This is a genomic window from Halomonas sp. CnH100-B (assembly GCF_024124605.1).
In the GTDB taxonomy this organism is placed as follows: Bacteria; Pseudomonadota; Gammaproteobacteria; order Pseudomonadales; family Halomonadaceae; genus Vreelandella.
Genome location: NZ_JAMXRX010000003.1, coordinates 282,810 through 301,354 on the forward strand (window position 1 = coordinate 282,810; position 18,545 = coordinate 301,354).

Here is an 18,545-nt window from a genome sequence, read left to right on the forward strand (position 1 = left end):
TTCTGATGCGGCGACTGCTGCTTTCCAACGATGACGGTGTTCACGCTCCCGGCCTGCGCGCGCTGTATGATGCGCTCTTGCCCCACGCCCATCTTCGCGTGGTCGCCCCGGATCGAGACCGCAGCGGCGCGAGCAATTCGCTCACGCTGTCGCGTCCGCTGTCGCTGAGCGCCTTAGAAAACGGCTTTTACAGTGTCGATGGCACGCCCGCGGACTGTGTCTACCTGGGTGTCAACGGCGTGTGGGACGAGCGGCCGGATCTGGTCATGTCGGGTATTAATCACGGCAGCAATCTGGGTGATGACGTACTCTACTCGGGCACGGTAGCCGCCGCAATGGAAGGGCGTAACCTCGGCATGACGGCCATTGCCATGTCGCTATGCGGCACCCAGCACTTTGCTACGGCGGCCAAATTCGCCGCGAGCTTGATCGGCGCTGCCGACCAGCTCTCGCTGCCGCCGCGCACGCTCCTGAACGTGAACGTGCCGGACGTGCCGTGGGAAGCGATCAAAGGTGTGAAGGTCACTCGCCTGGGCTACCGCGGGCCAGCAGAAAAGCCGATACCCGTACAGGATCCCCGTGGGCGGACGCGCTACTGGATTGCGCCGGTCGCCGCCAATGCGGATGACGGCGAGGATACCGATTTTGCCGCCATCGAAGCAGGCTATGTATCGATCACGCCGCTGCAAACCGATTTAACGCGCCACCCGGCTCGTCGCGATGTGCAGGATTGGTTGGATGCCTTTGCCTGATCTGTCCCCTGGGGAGCTGCGCGGTAGTGGTATGACGTCTCAGCGCACCCGAGATCGTATGATCGAGCGCCTTGTGCAGCAGGGCGTGAGCGACCCGCGTGTGCTGGACGTCATGGCCAGCGAGCCGCGTCATCTGTTCGTCGATGAAGCGCTTGCCCACCGCGCCTATGAAGACACCGCGCTGCCCATCGGCTTCGGTCAAACGCTCTCGCAGCCCCTGACGGTGGCGCGAATGACGGAATTGGTGCTGCGCGCCTCGCCACGTCGCGTGCTGGAGGTGGGAACCGGCTCAGGTTATCAAACCCTGATCCTATCGCGTTTGGTAGAAACGCTTTACTCCCTGGAGCGAATCTATACGCTGCACGAGCGCGCGGCCGAACGGTTGTGGCGACTGCAGGCACCGGCCACCCTGGCCGTGGCGGATGGCGGTGAGGGGTGGCCGGAGGCGGCGCCTTTCGATGTCATTCTGCTCACCGCCTGTGCGCAAACGCTGCCGGAAGCGCTGCTCGAGCAGTTACGTCCCGATGGTGTGATGATCGCACCGTTAGAAGCGTCAGACGGTAGCCAGTGGCTGACGCAAATCAAGCGGATTGGCTCCGCCTTTGAAAAGCGCCGACTAGAACCCGTGCGCTTCGTACCTTTATTGCAAGGAGTGGTGGATTGAAGCGTCGACCCCTAGGACTGTTTTTAAGAGGCGCCGGGATGGGCGCTGCCGATGCAGTTCCCGGCGTATCGGGAGGCACGATTGCCTTTATCACCGGTATTTATGAAGAACTCATCAATACCATCAAGCAGTTTGGTCCCAGCGCTCTCGGTGCCTGGCGCAGCGGCGGCTGGACAGGGCTGGCACGGCATCTGAACGTAGCGTTCTTGATCCCCCTGCTGTCGGGCGTGGCGGTGAGCTTGGTCAGCGTAGCCCATCTCGCGCTGTGGCTGATGGAGGCCTATCCGCTGCTGCTGGAGGGCTTCTTTTTTGGGCTGGTTGCCGCGTCGGCACTGGTCGTCGGTCAAGCCGGTGAGCGGTGGAAAATGTGGTACTTGCTGCCGCTGCTCATTGGTTTGATGCTGGCAAAGCTGCTGCCGGGAATGATGCCGCTAGTGCTGATGGTGGGGAACGAGTCGCTGGTCGTCATCGTGGCGGGGGCCATAGCGATCAGCGCCATGCTGCTGCCTGGGGTGTCGGGCAGCTTCTTACTGCTGACCATGGGGCTCTACGGCACCATCATGGGGGCTATTCGCAGCTTCGATATCGGTATTATCATGCTGTTTGGAATGGGCTGTGTGGTGGGGTTGGCGCTCTCGTCGCGTCTGCTGTCATGGCTGCTACGGCGGTATCATGGCGCAACGCTGCAGCTACTGCTGGGCTTCATTATTGGCTCGCTGCCGGTTCTCTGGCCCTGGCGGGAGCTGTTACGCTACCAGTTAGGTCCTGATGGGCAGATGATTCCGCTGGCTTACCGCTATTTGTTACCCAGCGATTACGCCGTGCTGACAGGGGCGTCGGCGCAGGTAACTGGCGTGATAACGTTGATGGTCGTCGGCGCGCTACTCGTCGTAGCACTCAACCGTCGCGCGACCACTCATGCCCAGCATCACTCAACAGACAGTCATTCCATTGATCGCTAGCACGGCGTTGAACAGGAGTAGGGTTTGCATGCGTAAGGTTTTCATGATGACGGTACTCGCACTGGCGGTGAGTGGCTGTGCCAGTCAGCAGTCCAACACCCCCCAGGTGCGCGACTTGAGCGACGCCCGGCGCGCGGTGGAGAACGCGCCGCAGTACACGGTGAAAGCGGGCGATACGCTCTACGGCATCGCATGGCAGCACAATCTGGACTATCGCCAGCTCGCCGCCATCAACAATATCGATGCGCCCTACCAAATTTACCCCGGCCAAACCATCGCGCTGCGGGAAGGCGCGGGAGGCATGGCGGCGTCATCTGGCGGCAACGGGTCCCCCGCTGCCACCAGCGGTGCCGTAGCCACGGGGCTACAGCCCCAAGCCACCGCCGTGGCGAGCAATGACCAAGAGCTCGACTGGCTGCTGCCGGACGAGAGCGCCATCGAGCGCAACCAGCGGTTGACGGCAGAGCGTGCCGAGCGCACGGCGGTCGAGGCGTCTCAACAAGTCGCTGCCGCTGCCGAGCCGTCTGAGGAGGCAGCTCCTCAAACGCCAAGCGTTCAGCCGGAACAAGAACCCGCGCCCGAGCCTACCCCAGAGCCGGAACCTGAGCCGACCCCGGCCGCCGCACCAGCGCCTGCCGCTGAGCCTACGCAGACGGCCCGCACCGATCGTTCGTCACGGACCTTCACGCCGGCCGAAAACATCGACTGGCGTTGGCCCACCGATGGCCAAGTGACCGGTGAATTTGGGCAAGGAGGCAGCATCACCGCCGGGATTGATATCGCCGGGCAAAAGGGGCAACCTGTTCGTGCTGCAGGCCCGGGCATCGTGGTCTACGCCGGTAGCGGCGTGCGCGGCTACGGTAACCTAATACTACTGAAACATAACGATCAGTTTCTCAGTGCTTATGCACATAATGATAGCTTGAACGTCAAAGAGAATGATGTCGTCGAGGCAGGAGAAGTCATTGCCACGATGGGCGATAGCGATGCAGATGCCGTCAAACTGCATTTTGAGGTGCGCCGCGATGGCCAGCCGCAAGATCCGTTGGACTATCTGCCATCTCGCTAGCCATCCCTTGGCAGGTGTAGAGTGATGCCTGCTAGGAGTACCCGAATAGCTGAACCAGGGCGTCATATAACAATAAGGTGCACGCGCACAGGGAGTGCGACCACCCTTACTTTTTTACATGGCGGATAGGCGAGACCACGGGGGTATGACCATGAGTATGCTGGAGAAGGACCTACAGGAGATTGACCTGGATGAAGTTGAGGAGGCGTTGGACGACGCCGACGACGACGTTACGGCCGAGGAGGATGCGTTTGAAAAAGCGCTGGGCCGTGAAGACCGTCAATCGACTCAAAGCTTGGATGCGACACAGATCTACCTTAACGAGATCGGCTTTTCTCCGCTGCTGACGCCGGAAGAAGAAGTGTATTACGGCCGCCTGGCACGCAAGGGCGATGCGCTTGGTCGCTCCAGGATGATCGAATCTAACCTGCGCCTGGTGGTCAAGATTGCCAGGCGCTACCTGAACCGAGGCTTAACGCTGCTCGATTTGATCGAGGAGGGGAATCTTGGTTTGATCCGTGCCGTCGAGAAGTTCGACCCCGAGCGGGGGTTTCGCTTCTCTACGTATGCCACCTGGTGGATTCGCCAGACCATCGAGCGTGCGCTAATGAATCAGACGCGTACCATTCGCCTGCCCATTCACGTGGTAAAAGAGCTCAATATCTATCTGCGCGCTGCTCGTGAGCTGACGCAAAAGCTGGATCACGAAGCGACCGCCGAGGAGATCGCCGAGCATCTCGACAAGCCGGTCGAGACGGTCAAGAAGATGCTGGGGCTCAACGAACGAGTGTCGTCGGTGGATTACCCCATGGGCGGTGACAGCGACAAGCCGTTGATCGATACGCTCACTGACGACGAAGTCCTCGGTCCGGAAGCGTGTTTGGTGGATGGCGACGTGCGTGAGCACGTGGACCATTGGCTGGATGAACTGAGCGAAAAACAGCGCGAGGTCGTGGTACGCCGCTTTGGTCTACGCGGCCACGAAGCCGCGACGCTGGAAGAGGTTGGCGCGGAGATTGGTCTAACCCGTGAGCGGGTGCGCCAAATTCAGGTAGAAGCGTTAAAGAAGCTGCGCCGCTCGCTGGAAAAACAGGGACTCTCCCTCGACGCGATTTTCGAGAGTTAATCCAGGGTCGTGCGGTACGTCAGCCATTCTGGCCGAGCTCAGCGACGTTAACAAAGGCAACACCCATAGCGCACCGAGTTATCCACTCGGTGCGCTGTTTTTGGGCAGACGGTTTTTCACCCCCCGCTGTTGGGCCGCTGACCGTCCCAATGTGGCGAGCCTGCTGAGCCACAGCCCATCGGAGCCTGAGTGAATGAACGCGTGACGGACAGAGTGACGAAAAGAGTCAATGAAACAGTCAATTGGAGAGTGAGAACGCTATGCGCCCGCTAGTGGCCCATATTGATTTGGACGCGCTGCGTCACAACTATCAGCTGGCGTGCCGCTGCGCCCCGCAAAGCCGCTCAGTGGCCGTGATCAAAGCCGATGCTTACGGTCACGGTGCGCTGGCCTGCGCTCGCGCGCTTGAAGCCGACGTGCCGGCCTTTGCCGTGGCTTGCATCGAAGAGGCGCTGAGCCTGCGAGAAGGCGGTATCCAAGCGCCCATCGTACTGCTCGAGGGTATCTTCAGCGCTGAAGAGCTGGCGCTGGTCGACCAGCACCGCCTCTGGATCAGCGTCCATAGCGTCTGGCAGGTGGAGGCGCTGCTGGCCTATTCGTCTCGGCAGCCAATTCCCGTGTGGCTGAAAGTGGATTCCGGTATGCACCGGCTGGGGTTCTCGCCGGAGCAAGCGCCCAGCGTGTGGCAGCGGCTGGTCGATGCGCCTCAAGTGACGGCGCTGCATCTGATGAGTCACTTTGCCAATGCCGATGCGCAAGATCCCAGCTACTTCAACCGCCAGATGCGCGTGCTGCAAGGACTGGCGGCCGAGCTGAAAGCGCCGCTCTGTTTGGCCAACTCCCCGGCAACGCTGGCGTGGCCAGCCGCTCATGGGGATTGGAACCGTCCCGGCGTGATGCTCTATGGCAGCGACCCGTTGGAAGTGGCCAACGACATCACCCGCCAGCTACGTCCGGTCATGTCGCTACGCTCAGAGATCATCGCGCTGCGCGAACTCGATACCGGCGAACAGGTGGGGTACGGCGGGCGCTGGAAAGCAGCACGCCCATCGCGCATTGCAGTGGTTGCCGCAGGCTATGGCGATGGCTATGACCGTCATGCCATCGATGGCACGCCGGTACTGGTCAACGGCCAGCGCTGCCCGATTGCCGGTAAGGTCTCCATGGACATGCTGACGGTGGACGTGACCGACGTCCCTGACGCGGCCATTGGCAGTGACGTGGTGCTATGGGGAGCGGCCAGCAACGGTGCCGTGTTGCCCGTGGATGAAGTGGCTCGCTACTGCGATACCATCAGCTATACGCTGCTGACGGGGGTGCTGCCTAGAGCCCCACGGCGTTATCATGGGGCTCACGTTTAAACGGTTATCGGTATGTCTAAAGCGTCTTATCCGCGCTCCTTTGCGCACCCTCGTTACTGGCCGACATGGCTGGCGATTGGCCTGATGTACGTGGCCGCATGGCTCCCCTGGCGCGTGAAGCTCTGGGTGGGGAAAGCGATTGGCCTGCTGGCGTGGCGCTTCGTAAAGCGTCGTCGGCACATCACCGCCACGAACATCGCGCTCTGCTTTCCAGAAAAAAGTGCCGATGAGCAGCGCCAACTGGTCAAAGAGACCTTCATTGCCAACGGGATTGGTTTGGTCGAAACCGCAACCGGCTGGTGTCGGGATGCCGAAGGGCTGCGTCATCGAGTGGCCTATCACGGCCAAGAGCACCTTGCACGCGCCAAAGCCCAGGGCAAAGGCGTGCTGGTGGTGGGTATCCACTTCTCGACGCTGGACCTAGGCGGGGCGTTACACTCGCTGTTTTTCCCGGCGGATGTGGTTTACCGCCCCCATAACAACCCGCTGTTCGAGCGCTTCATGACCCGTGCGCGTTCACGCATCTTTGGCCAAGCCATCGATCGCCATGACTTGCGCGGCGTGGTACGCCGCATCAAAGCGGGGCATATCGTGTGGTACTCACCTGATCAGGATTTTGGTCGCGATGTCAGCGTCTTTGCGCCGCTGTTTGGTCAGCAGGCGGCGACGATTCGTCTCACCTCGAAAATCGCCCGCATGACGGGCGCTCCTGTGGTGCCGCTGATGTTCCACCGCAACCCGGATAATCACACCTACACCATCGAGTGTTTGCCTGCCTTCGAAGATTTCCCCAGTGGTGATGAAATGGCCGATGCCACGCGGGTGAATGCCTTTATCGAGCGGGCGATTCGTAAGCACCCAGAGCAGTATCTGTGGCTGCATCGACGGTTCAAGACCCGCCCGGAGGGTGAAGAGGGCGTTTACTAGCGTTAGCCCGTATAGGTAAGAAAAAAGCTGCCCGTGGGCAGCTTTTCATTGGCATCGACGCGGCTGCAGGCCGTGCCTCAGTCGAAGTTACGGGAGTAGAAAATCTCCAGCATCTCTTTGCGCAGACGACTTTCGATGTCGCGCGCTTCTTCGAAGGTGATGTCGCGGCGCGAGGTGCCGAACAGGTAGTTATCCAGTTCGAAGTCCTTGAGCAGCATCTTGGTGTGGAACATGTTCTCTTGATACACGTTCACGTCGATCATCTGGTAGGCCTGCTTGGTGTCTTCTGCCAAGTAGTCCTGAATCGAAGTGATGTCGTGGTCGATGAACAGTTTTTTGCCGTCCACATCCCGCGTGAAGCCGCGCACGCGGTAATCCATGGTCACGATGTCGGAGTCGAAGCTATGGATCAGGTAGTTCAGCGCTTTCAGCGGGCTGATATGACCACAGGTCGACACGTCGATATCCAATCGGAAGGTGCTGATGCCGTTGTCCGGGTGGGATTCTGGATAGCTGTGCACCGTGACGTGGCTCTTGTCCAGGTGCGCCACGACGGTTTCAGGCAGCGGGCCCGGGCCTGGCTCGGTTTGACCCGGCGTGGGGTCATCCAGCTCGTGCTCGGCGATCAGGATGGTGACGCTCGCACCGTGCGGCTCGTAATCCTGGCGTGAAATATTCAGCACGTGGGCGCCGATGATATTGGTCACGTCCTTGAGAATCTGCGTCAAACGTTCGGCGTTGTAGAGCTCATCGATATAGTCGATATAAGCCGCACGCTGCTCCTCGGTTTTGGCGTAACAGATGTCGTAAATATTGAAGCTCAACGAGCTTGTCAGGTTGTTGAACCCGTGGAGTCGGAGATTATCTGACACGTCCGAACCTCCCTATGGCAGATGAAGACACCCCGACGATCCAGCGCCGGAACCGATAAACACTTGTTACCGTGCTGACGCAGCCGCTGTGCATGGAGCGGCCCCGCACTACGCAGTAGGGGGAAAAACAAGCGGGCGTATTATGCCCGCCCGTGGCGCGGGTTGCATCCGGCCACACTACTTTTTTTGAACCTGAGCGAAAGTGTCGCAGCGTGGGGCTCAAGCGTCGACGATCTCGAAAGAGTGGGTAATCTCAACGCCGCCGTTGACGAGCATGATCGAGGCGCTGCAGTACTTCTCTGCCGAGAGCTCCACAGCCCGCTGTACCTGCTTCTCTTTCAAGCCACGCCCCGTCACCACGAAGTGCACGTGGATCTTGGTGAACACGGACGGCACCTCATCGGCGCGCTCGGCGTCCAGCTCTGCCACGCAGTCGGTGACATCGGCGCGGGCTTTGTCGAGGATGTTCAAGATATCGAAGGCGGTGCAGCTACCCATGCCCATCAACAGCATTTCCATCGGCCGTGGGCCAGTGTTACGACCGCCGTGGTCGGGCGGGCCATCGATCACAACGCTGTGTCCGCTACCCGATTCTGCGACGAACTGACGACCATCGGTCCATTTTACCCGTGCTTTCACGTTGCTCTCCTCATCTTGGCGACGAAAGGTAAGTCGCGCAGCATAACATTTCTAGGCGACAGCGCACGGCTTCATCGTGCGCTGGTCATGGCGGTCAAGCCTGAGCCAAGTGCTGCTCCAGTTCGGTGAGCCGTTCTGGGGTGCCAACATCGACCCAGTGGCCGCAGTAATGTTCACCGCTGACGCGCTGTTCGGCCATGGCGCGCTTCAGTAGCGGAGCCAGTGCAAACGCTCCTGGTGGCTCTTTTGCGACGAGGTCAGGGCGCAGAACGCTAATACCCGAGTAGGTCAGGCGTGACTCGCCCGTCTGCGTAACGCGGCCCCGGTCGAGCGCAAAATCGCCGCCAGGGTGGTGGTTAGGGTTATCCACGAGGATCAAGTGGGCGAGGTCGCCCTCTGCCAGCGTGGCAGCACTGGGTAGGTAGTCGCACCATACATCGCCATTGATCAGTAGAAACGGCGCTTCGCCCAGCAGAGGCAGCGCTTTCTGAATGCCGCCGCCGGTCTCGAGCGGGCTAGCCTCCTGGCTCCAGTGAATGCGCAGTTGGTGGGCAGAGCCGTCGCCTAGCGCGGCCATGATCTGCTCGGCGCGGTAGCTCACGTTGATCACCACCTCCTCGATACCCGCACGCTTCAAGCGCTCCAGATGATGGACGATCAGCGGCTTGTCTGCCACGGGCAGCAGCGGTTTCGGGCAGTGGTCGGTGAGTGGGCGCATCCGTTTGCCCAAGCCCGCCGCCAGGATCATCGCTTTCATGGCGCTGATGCCTCCAGTCGCTGGAGAATGGCCGGGCGCAGTACCCCGCGGACCCAGTCGGCAAAGTCACCGTGCTCGGGTAGGGCTGCCAAGCTATCGTCCAAGTGGGTTAAAAAGTGTGGCAGGCGGGCCAGGTAGCCCTGTTTGCTGTCACGCAGGGTTAACCGGCAAAAAATGCCCAGCACTTTCAGCGAGCGCTGAGCGGCCATTGCGTGGCACTGGGCCAAAAAGGCGGCCTCGCTCACCGAGCGGGTCAAACGACCCTCTTGCCGGGCTTGCTGATAGAAGGTGCTCACAAACGTGGCAAACTGGTCAGGGCTGAAACGGCAGTAGCGGCCTCGCAGTAGCGAAATAACGTCGTAGCTGAGCGGACCTGCCACGGCGTCCTGAAAATCGATCATGTAAAGCGTTTGCTGGTGGAGCATCAGGTTCATCGCATCGAAATCACGATGAACGCTCACCACCGGTTGTTCCAGGGCGCGCTCGATCAATGTGCCGCGGAGCGCCTCCCAGCTATCCGGAACCGGCAGCGACAGCCAGCGGCCCAGGCACCATTCGGGAAAAAGATCCAGCTCCCGGCCAAGTAGGGCGGCGTCGTAGGCGGGCAGGGCGGCTGGGTTGGCGCGGTTTTGCAATTCGGCAATCAGCGACAGCGCAGCGTGGTGGTGCTCCTCCGTGCGCGCCGGGTCGGTAAAGGTGGCTTGCAGGGGCGTATCGCCCAGATCATCCAGCAGCAAAAAGCCGGCGTCCAGATCACTGGCGTGAATGGCGGGCACCGGCAGTCCGGCGGCATGCCAGCGCTGGCCTATGGCCACAAACGGCGTGGAATCCTCCTGATCCGGCGGTGCATCCATGACGATTTGCGTGTTGCCATCCGGCAGCGTTAGTCGAAAATAGCGCCTAAAACTGGCGTCACCGCCCGCAGCAGAGAGGCGAAGAGTGGCGTGATCAAGGCCGTGTTGTTGCGCCGCCCACTGAGTGAGGGCGTCGATCCGAGAAGAGGACATGCAAGCTCCTTGCTGGTCGGGCATCATGCGGGCTGTATAATACCGATTCTGGATGCCAAGGATAACGAACATGGGCAAGCGAATCTCGCGCACCGTACCGGTTGCGCATACGCTGCTGGGCAGTTTGCTCGCTGGCGCCTCGTTTTCAGCGGTGGCGCAGGACCGAACCCTGCCCGCAGAGGCGCTGGACTGGCAGGCCTGGAGCCAAGACGAAGCGCCGCAACAGCTATGCCGGGGGCGCTATGTGATGCCCGGCTACCGCTTGCCAGCGGAACAGAACCCGGAAACGCTTTCGGTCGAAACCGAAGAGGTGGACTACGCCGCTGACGGCGAAGCCCTGCTGCGTGGCGATGTGGTACTGCGCCGGGGCAATACCGAGCTAGAGGCCGAACGTGTCTTTCTCCCGGCAGATCGCCAGCGGGTAGATGCCGAGGGCAACCTCGCCATTCGCGATGGTCAAGCCCTCGTGCGCGGCGAACACGCCACGTTGATGTTGAACGAAGATCGCGCCTCGCTACGTAACAGCCACTATGTGCTCTACGAGCAGCACCTGCGTGGGCAGGCGCGTGAGCTGCAACAGACCGGAGAGGAGCAGTACCGTCTGCAGGAAGCCACCTTCACGACCTGCGACCCCGGTGCTAACAGTTGGCAGTTGGTAGGTAGCGACATTCGTCTCGATCAGGCGGCAGGATTCGGCACTGCCCGCCACGCGCGGCTGGAAGTCAAAGACGTCCCGGTATTTTACTGGCCGTGGCTGCGTTTCCCCATCGATGATCGCCGTCATACGGGGCTGCTCTCGCCGTCAGTAAGTTTCTCAAGCGATGGCTTCGATTATACGCAGCCGTTTTACTGGAACATTTCGCCGAACCAGGATGCCACCATTACCCCGCGCTGGATGTCGGACCGGGGGCTGCTGCTCAATGGGGAATACCGCTACCTGCTCGAAGAGAGTCAGGGCTTGGTGGAGGGCGGCTACCTCGATAGCGACGGCGGCACCAATAACGGTGATAACCGCTTCGAGGGAGACGACCGCTGGTACATCGACGCCCAGCATGCAGGACGGCTCACGCCGCGCAGCGACTACCGGCTGCGCTACGGCGCGGCCAGCGACGGGCGCTACTTCGATGACTTTGGTGGCGAGTTCGGCAACAGCGACCGGGTCAGTATGGAGCGTCTGGCCCAGGTCGATTACCGCGGCGAACGCTGGCAGCTCGATGCGCGGGCCCAGGGCTTTCAGCGCCTGGAAGACCCGCTCAGCGACACCGATCGCCCGTTTTACCGCCTGCCCAGCCTGACCGCCAACTCCGATTGGCAGCTAGGCAACGGCCTCTATACGCAGTGGCGCTCCAACGCTACCTATTTTTGGCGCGACGTGGACGAGCGGCGGGTGCCGGAACGTGAGGCGGCCATTGGGTCGCGCCTGCACCTCACGCCGGCGGTGGGCTGGCGTTACGAGCAGCCCTGGGGCTATATCGAACCCCGCACCGAGCTTTGGCACACGGCTTACGAGCTGGATTACGGCGACCGAGTGACCGATCGCACCACATCGCCTTCGCGCAGCGTCGCGATCACCTCAATCGACAGCGGCCTTGTCTTCGAGCGTGAACTGGAGCTTGGCGGGCGCGATTATCGCCAAACCCTCGAACCCCGCGTGAACTACGCCTACGTACCGCGCACCGACCAGACTCAGCTGCCCGATTTCGATAGCCGTGAACGGGCGTTTTCATGGGATCAGCTCTGGTCGCCGCACCGTTTCTCGGGGGCTGACCGCGTGGGGGATCTCAATCGCGTATCGCTCGGTGTCGAATCACGGTTGATCGAAGATAGTGCCGGGCGTGATCGTCTGACCTTTGGCGTCGGCCAGAGCTACTACTTCTCCGAGCGGCGCATCGATAGCGAAGGCGACCCGGACACGCTGCCAGCGCGCCCCAGTGAAGACCCTTCGGTGAATCCGGAAAGCCGCTATCAGGCCACCCGCGACCGCTCCCCGCTGGTCACTCGCCTGGATTGGCAAATATCGGATCGCTGGAGTACGGGCTACGAATGGCTCTACGATGACGAACGCGAGCAGACCGAGCGCTCTAGCGTGGACGTTCGCTACCGTCACCCGGAAGGGCACGTAGTGAACCTTGGCTACCGTTGGGAGATCGAAGGGTTCGATCCGAGCGTGGTGCCGGGCGACGACGGTTTCCGCGACTACAGCCGCGAAGAGTGGGATCTCTCGCTGGCGTGGAAAGCGAGCCCAAGGATTGATTTGATTGGCCGCTACCTGCACGATCAAACCAACAACCGTCCCCTGGAACAGCTCGCGGGCCTACAGTGGAACGACTGCTGCTACGGGGTACAGCTGGTATGGCGTGAATGGATCGACGACAACGATACGGCGCGGGTTGGCGATGACTTCAACGACCGCGGGCTATTTTTGCGCTTCGTGTTTCGTGGTCTAGGTGGCGTGGGTCAAGAGGCCGACGGCTACTTTGAACAGGCGATTCCCGGCTACCGCCCTACGCCCCTATGAACGACCACTTTAAAATAGCGACTGAAAGAGACTTTTTATGATGATCAGAAAGACCTTGCTGAGCTGCGCGCTGAAGAAACGAGCCACCCAGCTGTCCGCAGGCAGCCTGATGGTGCTCTGCCTGGGCACGGGTGCGGCGCTGGTTCCGCTGACCGTTCATGCGCAAAATTTCGAGTCGGCCCAGCGTCAGCAGTTGGATAGCGTCGTCGCAGTCGTCAATGATGGCGTCATCATGCGCAGTGAGTTGGATGACCGCATTGCCCAGGTGGAGCAGCAAGCAGCGGCTCAGGGCGGCAATTTGCCGCCGCGTAATCAGCTGGCCCAGCAGGTGCTGGAGCGCATGGTCATGGATGAAATCCAGCTGCAGATGGCCCGCCAAGCCAACCTGAGCGTGGATGACACCGAACTTAACCGCCAGCTGCGCAGCATTGCCGAATCCAACAACATGACGTTGGACCAGTTTGCCGATGCGGTAGAAGCCGACGGCATTACCCTGGCCGACGTGCGCGAAGACGTACGCCGCGAAATGCTGATGCGCCAGGTACAGCAGCGCCAGATTAGCCAGCGCGTCACGGTTTCCGACCGCGATGTGGAGCGTTTCCTGAGCCAGCAGCCAAGCCAACAGCAGGGGCAGGCGTTTATCGAAGAGACCCGTGCCCGCCACGTGCTGGTGGAGCTGACGCCTACGCGTAACGAGAACCAAGCCCGCGCCCGCGCGGAAGAGGCTCGCCAGCGTTTGCAGCAGGGCGCAGACTTCGCGTCGGTGGCCCGTGAGTACAGTGACGACCGTGGTAGCGCCATGAACGGCGGCGACCTGGGCTGGGTGCGCCCTGGCCAAACGGTGCCTGCGTTCGAAGAAGCCATGACGTCTCTCAGTCCGAACCAGCTCTCCGAGCCAGTACGCTCTCAGTTCGGCTATCACGTCATCGAAGTGCTGGAGCGTCGCCGCCAGGACGTGACCGAAGAGAGCCGTCGTGAGCAGGTGCGCCAAGCGATTTTCCAGCGTCGTGCCAACGAAGAGCTGCAAACCTGGCAGCGTGAAATTCGCGAACAGGCCTTCGTGGATATTCGTCTCTAATGACGCGGCCGCTGCTGTTAACCACCGGTGAACCTGCGGGCATCGGGCCAGAGCTGACGCTGATGCTGGCCGCTCGTGGGCAATTAGCCAACACGGTGGCGGTGGGTGACCCGCAGATGCTGCGCCAGCGCGCCGAGCTGCTCGGGCTGGCCGTAGAGGTCGTCGAGGCCGCGCCGGGTAGCTTGGATATATCCTCTCCAGGGCGTTTGGTGGTGTGGCCCGCCGCACTGCGCGCGCCTTCCACGCCTGGGGTGCTCAATCCTGCCAATGCCAGCTACGTGTTGGAGACACTGCAAATCGCCGTAGACGCCTGCCAAGCAGGGCAGGCCGCGGCGATGGTCACCGCGCCGCTACATAAAGGGGTCATCATCGAAGGGGGCTTTCCCCACTTCACCGGCCATACCGAGTGGCTGCGCGATGCCTGCGGCGTGGATGACGTAGTGATGCTGCTGGCGACCGATGCCGCGCTGCATGCCAAGAACCCGCTGTGGCAAGGCAGCGGCGATTTGCGCGTGGCGCTGGTGACGACTCACCTGCCGCTGCGTGACGTGGCCGATGCCATCACGTTCGAGCGGGTCACCCAGATCAGCCGCTTACTGGCCGCTGACCTGCGGCGCCAATTCGGCATCTCGCATCCGTGCATTGCGGTATGCGGCCTCAACCCCCATGCGGGGGAAGAGGGGCATTTGGGGCGCGAAGAGCTGGATATTATTATTCCTGCCCTCGACGCGTTGCGTGCCGACGGGCTGGATATCCAAGGGCCGCTGCCTGCCGATACGCTGTTCACCCCGCGTCGCCTAGCCGGAGTCGATGCGGTGCTGGCGATGTACCACGACCAGGGCTTGGCAGTGCTAAAATACGCCGGCTTTGGTCAGGCCGCGAACATTACCCTGGGGCTGCCGCTGGTGCGTACCTCGGTGGACCACGGCACCGCGCTGGATTTGGCGGGCCATGGTACTGCCGACCCCAATAGTCTGGGCGTCGCGCTTGCCCTAGCGCAGCGCCTTGCTGCTCAGCGTGCCAGCTCCCTGGCCGCTTCATGAATCAACCCTCCAAGGAACACTGTTAGATGTCTCAAGTGCCTCAGCAGCACCGTGCTCGTAAACGCTTCGGTCAAAACTTTCTGCGTGACCTCGGCATCATTTCGCGTATCGTCCGCGCCATCGGGCCACGCGAAGGCGACCGTCTCGTCGAAATTGGCCCCGGGCAAGGTGCACTGACGGCGCCGCTGCTGGAAGCGGCGGGGAAGCTGGAGGTGATCGAGCTGGACCGTGATCTGATTCCAGGCCTGCGGGTGCAGTTTTTTAACTACCCTGAGTTCGTGATTCATGAAGGCGACGCGCTGAAGTTCGATTTTGCCGAGCTCAAGGGCGATGGCCCGGCGCTGAGGGTGGTGGGCAACCTGCCTTACAACATCTCGACACCGCTGATCGTGCACCTTCTGAGCATGGGTAACGCCATTGCCGATATGCACTTCATGCTGCAAAAAGAGGTGGTGGAGCGCCTGGCCGCCGAGCCGGGTAGCACCGACTGGGGTCGCCTGTCGGTGATGGCGCAGTACTACTGCCAAGTGGACCAGCTGTTCATCGTGCCACCGGAGGCCTTCGTGCCGCGCCCGAAGGTGGACTCCGCGATCGTGCGTCTCACGCCCCATGAACACCTGCCCCACACCGCCGATGACCCGGCCCTGCTGTTCGAACTGGTCAAGCTGGCCTTTGGGCAGCGGCGTAAGACCCTGCGCAATAACCTGAAAGGGCGAGTCAGCGCCGAGACGCTGGAAGCGTTGGGCATCGACCCGGCGCGACGCCCGCAAACTCTGACGGTGGCGGAGTACGTCACCATCGCCAATCAGGTCGCGGCCAACGAGGCGGCCACTGCGGACGACGGCAGCCAGGGGGGCGACGAGGCGTGAGTGGCTTGGAGATCGAGGTCAGCGTCACGCCCGAGTTTCGTGACGCAGAGTCGAACGACAGCGAATCCCGCTACGTGTTTAGCTACACCGTAACGGTCCATAACCAAAGCCCGCACAGCGTGCAGCTAATGGCGCGTTACTGGAAGATCACTCAAGGCAGCGGCGATAGCCAAGAGGTGCGTGGCAAAGGCGTGGTGGGCCAGCAGCCGCTGATTGGCCCAGGTCAGCGTTTTCGCTACACCAGTCGGGCGATTCTGCAAACGCCGGTCGGGGTGATGGAAGGTGCCTATACGCTGCTCAATACTTACACGCAGCGCGCCTTCGATGTGCCCATTGCGCCGTTTCGTTTAGCGGTGCCGCGTCAACTGCACTGAACTCTGTTAGTCGGGAATGCCCATGAGTACCTATGTCATTGGCGACCTGCACGGCTGCCATGCCGAGTTTGTTCGCTTGCTGGACGCTGTGAATTTCAGCCCCACCCACGACACGCTCTGGCTGGTGGGCGATGTGATCAATCGAGGCCCCGGTTCGCTTGCCTGCTTGCAAGAAGCTCAGGCCCTCGGTAGCGCCGTGCGCTGCGTGCTGGGGAACCACGATTTTCACCTGCTGGTGGTGGCTCGTGGGGGCGGCAAGTTGAAAAAGAACGATACCTTGGACGATATTCTGGCCTCCTCCCAGCGGGAGTCGCTGCTGGATTGGCTGCAGAGCCAGCCCCTGGTCGTGCATGAGGGTAATACGCTTATGGCCCACGCCGGACTGCTGCCCAGTTGGAGTGCCGAACAGACGCTGACGCTAAGCGGTGAAGTGCAGTCGGCGCTGCAAAGCGAGCACTCAGGCGCATTTTTAAGCCAGCTTTTCGGCAATCAGCCGGACCGTTTTCGGGACGACTTGGAAGGTATGGATCGCCTGCGCTGTATCGTCAATGTGTTGACCCGGATGCGCTTCATCGACGCCGAGGAGCGCCTCGATTTTGCGGCCAAAGAGGGTCTCGATAGCGCCCCTGAAGGGTTCGCTCCCTGGTTTCAGTTTCCACGCCAGGATGATCTGCGCCTTCTGTTTGGCCACTGGGCCGCGCTGAAAGGGCGCACTCCCCACGCCAAGGTCAACGTCGAGGGATTGGATACCGGCTGCGTATGGGGCGGGGCCTTGACGGCGATGAACCTGGAGACCGGCGAGCGCACCCGCGTCCCTAGCCAGCAAGGAGGTCGTTAAGTGTTTCAACAGGATGCGCTCACCCAAGGGTTGTCGGTATACCGCGTAGGCGGCGCGGTGCGGGATGCGCTGCTGGGCTGGCCGGTGGTCGATCACGACTGGGTCGTGGTGGGAGCAACGCCGGACGACATGCGCCAGCGGGGCTTCAAGCCCGTAGGTCGCGACTTTCCAGTTTTTTTGCATCCCCATACGTCAGAAGAGTATGCGCTGGCGCGCACCGAGCGGAAATCCGGGCACGGCTACGGGGGGTTCGAGGTGTATGCCAGCCCAGATGTAACGCTGGAGGAGGATCTCTCCCGGCGTGACTTGACGATCAATGCCATTGCCCAGGGGCCCGAGGGGGAACTGACGGACCCGTTTCACGGCCAGCAGGATATCCGGCAGCGACTTTTACGCCACGTATCGCCTGCCTTCAGCGAAGATCCGTTGCGGGTGCTGCGCACTGCGCGCTTTTTAGCCCGCTATGCGCATCTGGGCTTTACCATTGCCCCAGACACCCACGCGCTGATGCGCCACGTCAGCGGCAGCGGCGAACTTGGCCACCTAGCCGCAGAGCGGGTGTGGGTAGAGACCGAAAAAGCGCTGGGAGAAACCAATCCAGAGCGCTATTTCACGACGCTAAACGAGTGCCAGGCGCTCGCCACTTGGTGGCCGGAACTTGACGATGACGACACCTTGGCCGCTGCCCTCGACGCGCTAGCCAGCGCGCCTGAGACCTCTTCACCCGCGCTTGCCCACTGGCGCTATGCGCTGCTGGTCTCGGTGCTCAGTGACGAGCAGCGCGACGCGTTAGCGGGCAGGCTGAGGCTACCCAACGCGGTGGCGCAGTTGGCCCGCCATACCGCGCTGACAACAGCGCTACTCGATGTACCGCTCAACGATGAGCGAGTGCTGCACTGGTTGGAGCGCTTGGATGGCTGGCGCAAACCTGCGCAGGTCGCTGCGCAGTTGCAGCTCGTCGGCCGTTTGGCTCCTGAGTACCAAGCCCTGCTGGAGGCGGCATGGCAGGCAGCTCAGGCAGTGAGCCCCCAGGCGCTGCTCGGTGAAGGGTACCGTGGTGCCGCTTTGGGAGACGCGCTGCGCCAGTATCGCCAGAGGGCGGTGGCAGGTGCGCTAGGCGAAAGGGCGTCGCGTTAGCGCGCTATGGCCGCACGAAGCTGCGGGTCGGCTTGGGAAATCCAGCGGCCCCGCCAGTGAAAATCAATGGGCCAAAGGCGCTGGTCGCCCAACGTGAAGCGTTTCCAAAGCGTGGCATAGGAGGTGTGGCAGGCGGGGTGACGCGTGTTGGGTAGTAGCTCGGCCAGTGGCTGAAGCACGAAGGCATTGCGGGTGATCTCCCCGCGGGGCAGGGTGACATCATCGATGATCCCGCAGGCATCGCCGACGGTCAGTAAATCGATATCCAGCGCGCGGGGGCTGCACTTCTTCATGTCTGGCGTTCGGCCGTGGGCAATTTCGAGCGCTTTGGACCACGCTTGGAGGTCGCTCACCGACCAATCACTGTAAAATGCGACCACCAGGTTGTAGAAGTTACGGCTATCTTTAAAGCCTACCGGCTCGCTTTCAAAAATTCGCGAAATCTGCAGCGGGCCAAACGTCTCTTCCAGGGCATCCAGACAGAGCCGGATATGGGTGTCGGGGTTGATGTTGCTGCCCAGGCTCAGGGTCACCAGATTCATAACGTCGTGT

Annotated in this window: 19 protein-coding genes; 14 read left to right on the forward strand and 5 right to left on the reverse strand. The window is 61.5% G+C overall.

Annotated features, from left to right (window positions below; genetic code table 11):
* The first annotated feature begins 5 nt into the window (after window positions 1–5).
* The 7 genes from surE to lpxL all read left to right on the forward strand — a co-directional run bounded on the left by surE (window position 6) and on the right by lpxL (window position 6,861).
* Window positions 6–752, forward strand: a complete 747-nt coding sequence (gene surE, locus NH398_RS08045) for a 5'/3'-nucleotidase SurE (RefSeq protein ID WP_159343011.1) — start codon at window positions 6–8, stop codon at window positions 750–752.
* The gene (locus NH398_RS08050; RefSeq protein WP_159343010.1) at window positions 739–1,416 is read left to right on the forward strand and encodes a protein-L-isoaspartate(D-aspartate) O-methyltransferase; all 678 of its coding nucleotides are present in this window, start codon (window positions 739–741) and stop codon (window positions 1,414–1,416) included. The genes surE and NH398_RS08050 overlap by 14 nt, the downstream gene beginning before the upstream one ends.
* A complete protein-coding gene (locus tag NH398_RS08055; RefSeq protein WP_159343009.1) occupies window positions 1,413–2,378 on the forward strand; it encodes a DUF368 domain-containing protein in 966 nt (321 codons plus the stop codon). Before NH398_RS08050 ends, NH398_RS08055 begins: the two co-directional genes overlap by 4 nt.
* A 28-nt stretch (window positions 2,379–2,406) precedes the next feature.
* Window positions 2,407–3,447, forward strand: a complete 1,041-nt coding sequence (locus NH398_RS08060) for a peptidoglycan DD-metalloendopeptidase family protein (protein WP_253017746.1) — start codon at window positions 2,407–2,409, stop codon at window positions 3,445–3,447.
* A 151-nt stretch (window positions 3,448–3,598) separates the two neighbouring features.
* Entirely contained in the window at window positions 3,599–4,573 is a 975-nt protein-coding gene (rpoS, locus tag NH398_RS08065) for an RNA polymerase sigma factor RpoS (RefSeq protein ID WP_159343007.1), read from the forward strand.
* Between the two features lie 260 nt (window positions 4,574–4,833).
* On the forward strand, window positions 4,834–5,934 hold the full coding sequence (gene alr / locus NH398_RS08070; RefSeq protein WP_253017747.1) for an alanine racemase: 1,101 nt from the start codon (window positions 4,834–4,836) through the stop codon (window positions 5,932–5,934).
* 12 nt (window positions 5,935–5,946) lie between these two features.
* A complete protein-coding gene (lpxL, locus tag NH398_RS08075) occupies window positions 5,947–6,861 on the forward strand; it encodes an LpxL/LpxP family Kdo(2)-lipid IV(A) lauroyl/palmitoleoyl acyltransferase (protein WP_159343005.1) in 915 nt (304 codons plus the stop codon).
* Between the two features lie 77 nt (window positions 6,862–6,938).
* On the opposite strand, the gene speD is transcribed toward lpxL, so the two are convergent.
* The 4 genes from speD to NH398_RS08095 all read right to left on the reverse strand — a co-directional run bounded on the left by speD (window position 6,939) and on the right by NH398_RS08095 (window position 10,136).
* Window positions 6,939–7,733, reverse strand: coding sequence for an adenosylmethionine decarboxylase (speD, locus tag NH398_RS08080; protein ID WP_159343004.1), 795 nt, complete (start codon window positions 7,731–7,733; stop codon window positions 6,939–6,941).
* Window positions 7,734–7,952: 219 nt separating this feature from the next.
* Complete coding sequence (locus NH398_RS08085) at window positions 7,953–8,372, reverse strand: OsmC family protein (RefSeq protein WP_159343003.1); 420 nt, start codon at window positions 8,370–8,372, stop codon at window positions 7,953–7,955.
* Window positions 8,373–8,466: 94 nt separating this feature from the next.
* Entirely contained in the window at window positions 8,467–9,129 is a 663-nt protein-coding gene (gene murU, locus NH398_RS08090) for an N-acetylmuramate alpha-1-phosphate uridylyltransferase MurU (protein WP_253017748.1), read from the reverse strand.
* Window positions 9,126–10,136, reverse strand: coding sequence for a phosphotransferase (locus tag NH398_RS08095; protein ID WP_253017749.1), 1,011 nt, complete (start codon window positions 10,134–10,136; stop codon window positions 9,126–9,128). The genes murU and NH398_RS08095 overlap by 4 nt, the downstream gene beginning before the upstream one ends.
* 70 nt (window positions 10,137–10,206) lie before the next feature.
* Between NH398_RS08095 and NH398_RS08100 the strand changes: the two genes are divergently transcribed.
* The 7 genes from NH398_RS08100 to NH398_RS08130 are packed head-to-tail and all read left to right on the forward strand — an operon-like array spanning window position 10,207 to window position 17,993.
* Window positions 10,207–12,654 (forward strand): LPS-assembly protein LptD, encoded by a 2,448-nt coding sequence (locus tag NH398_RS08100; RefSeq protein WP_253017751.1) that lies wholly within the window; start codon window positions 10,207–10,209, stop codon window positions 12,652–12,654.
* A gap of 37 nt (window positions 12,655–12,691) precedes the next feature.
* Entirely contained in the window at window positions 12,692–13,732 is a 1,041-nt protein-coding gene (locus NH398_RS08105) for a peptidylprolyl isomerase (RefSeq protein ID WP_159342999.1), read from the forward strand.
* Entirely contained in the window at window positions 13,732–14,775 is a 1,044-nt protein-coding gene (gene pdxA / locus NH398_RS08110; protein WP_253017753.1) for a 4-hydroxythreonine-4-phosphate dehydrogenase PdxA, read from the forward strand. Before NH398_RS08105 ends, pdxA begins: the two co-directional genes overlap by 1 nt.
* Window positions 14,776–14,801: 26 nt before the next feature.
* A complete protein-coding gene (gene rsmA / locus NH398_RS08115; protein WP_253017754.1) occupies window positions 14,802–15,644 on the forward strand; it encodes a 16S rRNA (adenine(1518)-N(6)/adenine(1519)-N(6))-dimethyltransferase RsmA in 843 nt (280 codons plus the stop codon).
* Window positions 15,641–16,018, forward strand: coding sequence for a Co2+/Mg2+ efflux protein ApaG (apaG, locus tag NH398_RS08120; protein WP_253017755.1), 378 nt, complete (start codon window positions 15,641–15,643; stop codon window positions 16,016–16,018). Before rsmA ends, apaG begins: the two co-directional genes overlap by 4 nt.
* 22 nt (window positions 16,019–16,040) lie before the next feature.
* Window positions 16,041–16,856, forward strand: a complete 816-nt coding sequence (locus tag NH398_RS08125; protein WP_253017756.1) for a symmetrical bis(5'-nucleosyl)-tetraphosphatase — start codon at window positions 16,041–16,043, stop codon at window positions 16,854–16,856.
* A complete protein-coding gene (locus NH398_RS08130; protein WP_366070290.1) occupies window positions 16,857–17,993 on the forward strand; it encodes a polynucleotide adenylyltransferase in 1,137 nt (378 codons plus the stop codon). It abuts the gene before it with no gap.
* Here the strand turns inward: NH398_RS08130 and folK are convergent.
* The gene (folK, locus tag NH398_RS08135; RefSeq protein ID WP_253017757.1) at window positions 17,990–18,535 is read right to left on the reverse strand and encodes a 2-amino-4-hydroxy-6-hydroxymethyldihydropteridine diphosphokinase; all 546 of its coding nucleotides are present in this window, start codon (window positions 18,533–18,535) and stop codon (window positions 17,990–17,992) included. The genes NH398_RS08130 and folK overlap by 4 nt on opposite strands.
* Window positions 18,536–18,545: the final 10 nt, after the last annotated feature.